Below are 4,604 nucleotides of genomic sequence, written 5' to 3'. Positions count from 1 at the left end.
ATCATGTCCTTGAGCTCGTCGACGGTGATCGTCGAGCCGGCGGCGGCCTCCTGGGCCTCCACCGAGACGACGCCGCAGAACGCCTCGTAGTCGATGAGCTCGGTGATCGGCTCACCCTCGGGGTCCTTGCGCACCTTGATCGTGCGGAAGGTCATCTCCAGGGCGTCGTAGACCATCAGCCGGCCGAGCAGCGTCTCGCCGATGCCGGTGATCAGCTTGACGGCCTCGGTGGCCTGGATGGCGCCGACGGTGGCGCAGAGGACGCCGAGCACGCCGCCCTCGGCGCAGCTCGGGACCATGCCGGGCGGCGGCGGGACCGGGTAGAGGTCGCGGTAGTTCGGGCCGTGCTCGTTCCAGAAGACCGAGACCTGGCCGTCGAACCGGTAGATCGAGCCCCACACGTAGGGCTTGCCCAGCAGCACGCACGCGTCGTTGACGAGGTAGCGCGTGGCGAAGTTGTCGGTGCCGTCGACGATCAGGTCGTAGTCGGCGAAGATCTCCAGCACGTTGTCGCTGTCCAGCCGCGTCTCGTGCAGGCGGACGTCGATCAGCGGGTTGATCTCCTTGATGGAGTCACGCGCGCTCTCGGCCTTCGACCGGCCGACGTCGGACTGCCCGTGGATGATCTGGCGCTGCAGGTTGGACTCGTCGACGGTGTCGAACTCGACGATGCCGAGCGTGCCGACACCGGCGGCGGCCAGGTACATCAGCACGGGCGACCCGAGGCCGCCGGCGCCGACGGCGAGCACCTTGGCGTTCTTCAGTCGCTTCTGCCCGTCCATCCCGACGTCGGGGATGATCAGGTGGCGGCTGTAGCGCCGGACCTCCTCGATGGACAGGTCGGCGGCGGGCTCCACCAGGGGTGGCAGGGACACGGGTTGCTCCTCGGGTCGATCGACTGCGGCCCCGCGGGACCAGCGTTCACGCGCATAACAGCGTGGCACGCGCGCCTCTTCCCGCTCGGGGCACGGTCCTCGCCGACGCGTCCGGCGGGACGGGAGAGGCGTCAGCCGCGCAGATCCCGTCGGTGGTAGCCGACCAGCCCGAGGACCGCGAGCAGCAGCGCGACGGCCAGCATGCCCAGCGCCCCGGCGACGTCGAAGGGCTCGACGGGCACGGCCGCGAGGTGGTCGAAGGGTGACAGCCCCCGCACCCAGGCCGGCCAGCGGAACGAGTCGGCCAGGACCAGCAGCAGGTAGCCACCGGCGGCGGGCAGCACCCCGAGGGCGAGGACCGCCTGCGGCGCCCAGCCGAGTGCCGCCATGGCTGCCCCGAGGCACAGCAGGGCGACCGGGACCACGCTGATCGCCCCGGCCACCGCGCCGGTGAGCCCCAGCCCTGCACCCACCCAGACGGTGCCGATCCAGGTGGCCAGGCCGGCGACCGCCGCGAGGACGACGCATCCGGCGACCACAGCCAGGGACTCGATGACCAGCCAGCGGACGCGGCTCACTGGACGCGAGTAGAGCAGTGCCAGCCGGCCGGCGCTCTCGTCGTGCGCAGAGGCCGCCACCCGTCCCGCGGCGAACGCACCGACCGGGATGGCCAGCAGCGCGAAGATCGAGGCGACGTAGCCGCCGACGGAGGCCAGCTGCGCGAAGCCGGCACGCTCGGCGAACTCGGCGAAGAGCGGGTTCTCCCGCAGAAAGTCCATCATCGCCGTCGCCAGCAGGCCGATGACCAGGAAGTACGCGCCCATGCCGGCCCCCCAGGTGCCCACCGGCCTGCGGGTGCGGTGCACGGCGAAACCCGGGAGCGAGCGCAGCAGCCGGCTCGGCGCGCGCCCGTGCTCGCGCGTGGCCAGCCGGCCGGCGCCGACGTCCCGCCCGCCCGCCAGCGCCACCGCCGCCACCCCGAACAGCGCCGCGATCGCGGCGAGGAGGGCGAGCGGGAGGAACCGGTCCTCGGCGAAGGCCGCGGTGCGGCTGAGCAGTCCGAACGGCGTCACCCAGTGCAGCCAGGAGAACGCCGGGACGCCGTCGGCGACCATCCGCGCGAGCAGACCCGCCAGGAACACCACCGTAGCCAGCCCGGACGCGGCCCGGCGTTCCGGCAGCAACTGCGCCGCCAGGACGCCCAGCGCCGCTCCGGTCAGCCCGACACCCGCGACGGCAGCGCCGTAGAGCACCGCTCCCGTGGTTGCCGTCCCGGCCAGCAGCAGGCCGAGCGCCACCCCGACACCCGGGAGCATCGCCGCCGCGAGGACGACGGCGAGCGTGCGCAGTACGAGTGCGCGCAGGGGCAGCCGGCCGGCGAGCAGCAGCTCCCAGCGGCCCGCCTCCTCCTCCCCGCGGGTCAGCCGGGTGGCGGTCAGCACTGCCCAGGTGCCCACGAGGACCGCCACGAGGGTGCCGGTCCGCCAGACGGTGAAGCCACCGGGGTCGTCGAGGGCATCGGCCCTGCCGAACAGCGTCCTGATCGCGGGGTTGTCCGCCAGGGAGGACAGCGACGACAGCCCGATCGCGTCGTCCAGACCCCGGTACTGGGTGACCACCACGGCCACGAGCCCGCCGCAGACCAGGGTGACGACAGCGGTGCCCCGGAGGACCTGCCGGACGGCGATCCGGGTGACCGCCGGAGCCGCCGGACGCGGAGCGGCCGTCCCCGTCGTCCGCGCCGACGCCGACCCGCGGGCCGTGCCGACGGTCATGCCGCGGCCTCTCCGTAGTAGTCGAGGAAGATCTCCTCGAGCGACGGCTCGCGGACGTCGATCCGCGCCACGTCCGCGTCGCCCAGGACCCGGAGCACCGGGCCGGGGGGCCCGACGAGCGACAGGGTCAACTGCCGGTCGGAGACCCAGCGCAGGTCGGCGACCTCGGGCAGCTCGGCCAGCCCGCCGAGCTCCGGCGCGGGCCGGAGCAGGTCGACCACGACCTCGGAGCGACGGAGATGACGCAGGTCCTCGAGCCCGGCGACCTCTACCAGCCGCCCGGCGCGGAGGATCCCGACCCGCGAGCAGACAGCTTCCACCTCGCCGAGCTTGTGGGAGCTCAGGAACACCGCCTGGCCGCGCCCGGCGGCCTCGGCGATGCACCGCCGGAACTCGCGCTCCATGAGCGGGTCCAGCCCGCTCGTCGGCTCATCGAGCACCAACAGCGGCGCACGGGTGGAGAAGGCGGCGACCAGCGCGACCTTCTGCCGGTTGCCGGTCGAGTAGGTCCCCGCACGGCGGTCGGTCTCGAGCGCGAATCGCGCCACCAGCTCCTCGCGGTAGACCAGGTCGGTGCCCGGACCGACGCCGGCGAGCAGGTCGAGGCACTCCTGACCGGTCAGCGATGCCCAGAGTGCGACGTCGGCCGGCACATGGGCGAGGTGCCGGTGGGCGCGCTCGACGTCGCCGGCGATCTCGTCGAAAATCCAGGCGGCGCCGCTGGTGGGGTGGAGCAGGCCGAGGAGCAGGCGGATGGTCGTGGACTTGCCGGCGCCATTGGGGCCGAGGAAGCCGAAGACCTCACCCGGTGGGACGGTCAGCGTGAGGTCGTCCACCGCCTGGGTGGACGCGAAGCGCTTGCCGAGGTGCTCGGCGCGGAGCGCGGTCGGAGACGTGGCGGACATAGCACTCCGATCGCAGTCGGGAACTCGACTGCCGACCAGACTTCCCGGCGCACCAGCAGCGACGTTAGTCCTGCACGGCGGCCCGCGACAGACCTTTGCGACCGGCCCACCGGCTGGACCGGCGACCAGGTCAGGGGTAGGGCCAGGCGTTCTTGACGCACCCTTCGAGACCGAGGGTCTGCTGCTGCATGACGGGGGCGAGCTGTCCGGCGCCGGGGCACGGCTGGTGACCGTTGCCGAGCGCGTGCCCGACTTCGTGGTTGACGACGTAGAGCCGGTAGGTGGTGACGTCGCCCTCGTAGTCGGGGACGGCGGTGGCCCAGCGGGCGAGGTTGATGACGGCGCGGTCGCCGTAGCGGCAGGAGGTGTAGCCGCCGGTCCCGACCCCCGGGCAGTACGTCTCCATGTTGCCGGGGCTGACCAGGCTCACCTTGAAGTCGAACTGACCGGCCGCGGCCTCGGCGGCGCCCACCCGCTGGAAGGACATACGGCCGCCGCTCCCCCACGAGCGCGGATCCCCCAGGGTGTCCTCGACGGCCTGGGCGAAGAAGTACCCGTCGACGCCGATCCCGTCCTCGACCTCGACGATGAAGCGCTGCAGCGGGCCGGTGCCGTAGACCGGCCCCTGCCCGTCGACGACCGAGAGGGTCCCGGCGCCCTGTTCCACGTAGCTCTCCACACCGACGGTCGCGGGTGCCTCGGTCGGCGCGACGTCGCCTTGGGCCGGCGCGACCGGCACGGTGGCGACGCTCGACGGCGGAGCCGACTCGGAGGTGACCGTCGGGGTCGCGGCCGCGCCGGTGCTCCGCGTGGCGCCGACCGGCGTGGTGAGGGCCAGGTCGACCAGGCTGGCGATCGTGGCGATGGTCAGCAGGGGGATGGCGTATGCCCGCCAGCCGTAGCGCCGGGCGAAGCGGCGCAGGCGTCCCAGCGGCCGGCGCACGGTCTGGCCGCGCACCGGGTCCGCGGCGCGGCGCCGGGCGTCCAGGTCCACGCGGGCGACGAGCGGTCCGGGGCGCTCCGCGGTGCGGACCGTCGCGCGCGGTGGG

At 73.5% G+C, this 4,604-nt stretch carries 4 protein-coding genes; all 4 read right to left on the bottom strand.

Annotated features, from left to right (window positions below; translation table 11 throughout):
• On the bottom strand, nucleotides 1–875 hold an 875-nt coding region (moeB, locus tag VK640_01045), incomplete at its 3' end, for a molybdopterin-synthase adenylyltransferase MoeB (protein HTE71773.1).
• Nucleotides 876–1,006: 131 nt separating this feature from the next.
• Nucleotides 1,007–2,650 carry a polyketide antibiotic transporter gene (locus VK640_01040; protein ID HTE71772.1) on the bottom strand — a complete coding sequence of 548 codons (1,644 nt, stop codon included), beginning with the start codon at nucleotides 2,648–2,650 and terminating at the stop codon, nucleotides 1,007–1,009.
• Complete coding sequence (locus VK640_01035; protein HTE71771.1) at nucleotides 2,647–3,555, bottom strand: ABC transporter ATP-binding protein; 909 nt, start codon at nucleotides 3,553–3,555, stop codon at nucleotides 2,647–2,649. The genes VK640_01040 and VK640_01035 overlap by 4 nt, the downstream gene beginning before the upstream one ends.
• A 130-nt stretch (nucleotides 3,556–3,685) precedes the next feature.
• Nucleotides 3,686–4,604: DUF3152 domain-containing protein (locus tag VK640_01030; protein ID HTE71770.1), on the bottom strand; the 919-nt coding region annotated here is incomplete at its 5' end.

Source organism: Actinomycetes bacterium, from assembly GCA_035489715.1.
GTDB lineage: Bacteria > Actinomycetota > Actinomycetes > JACCUZ01 > JACCUZ01 > DATHAP01.
This window is presented reverse-complemented; position numbering and strand designations above follow the sequence as displayed.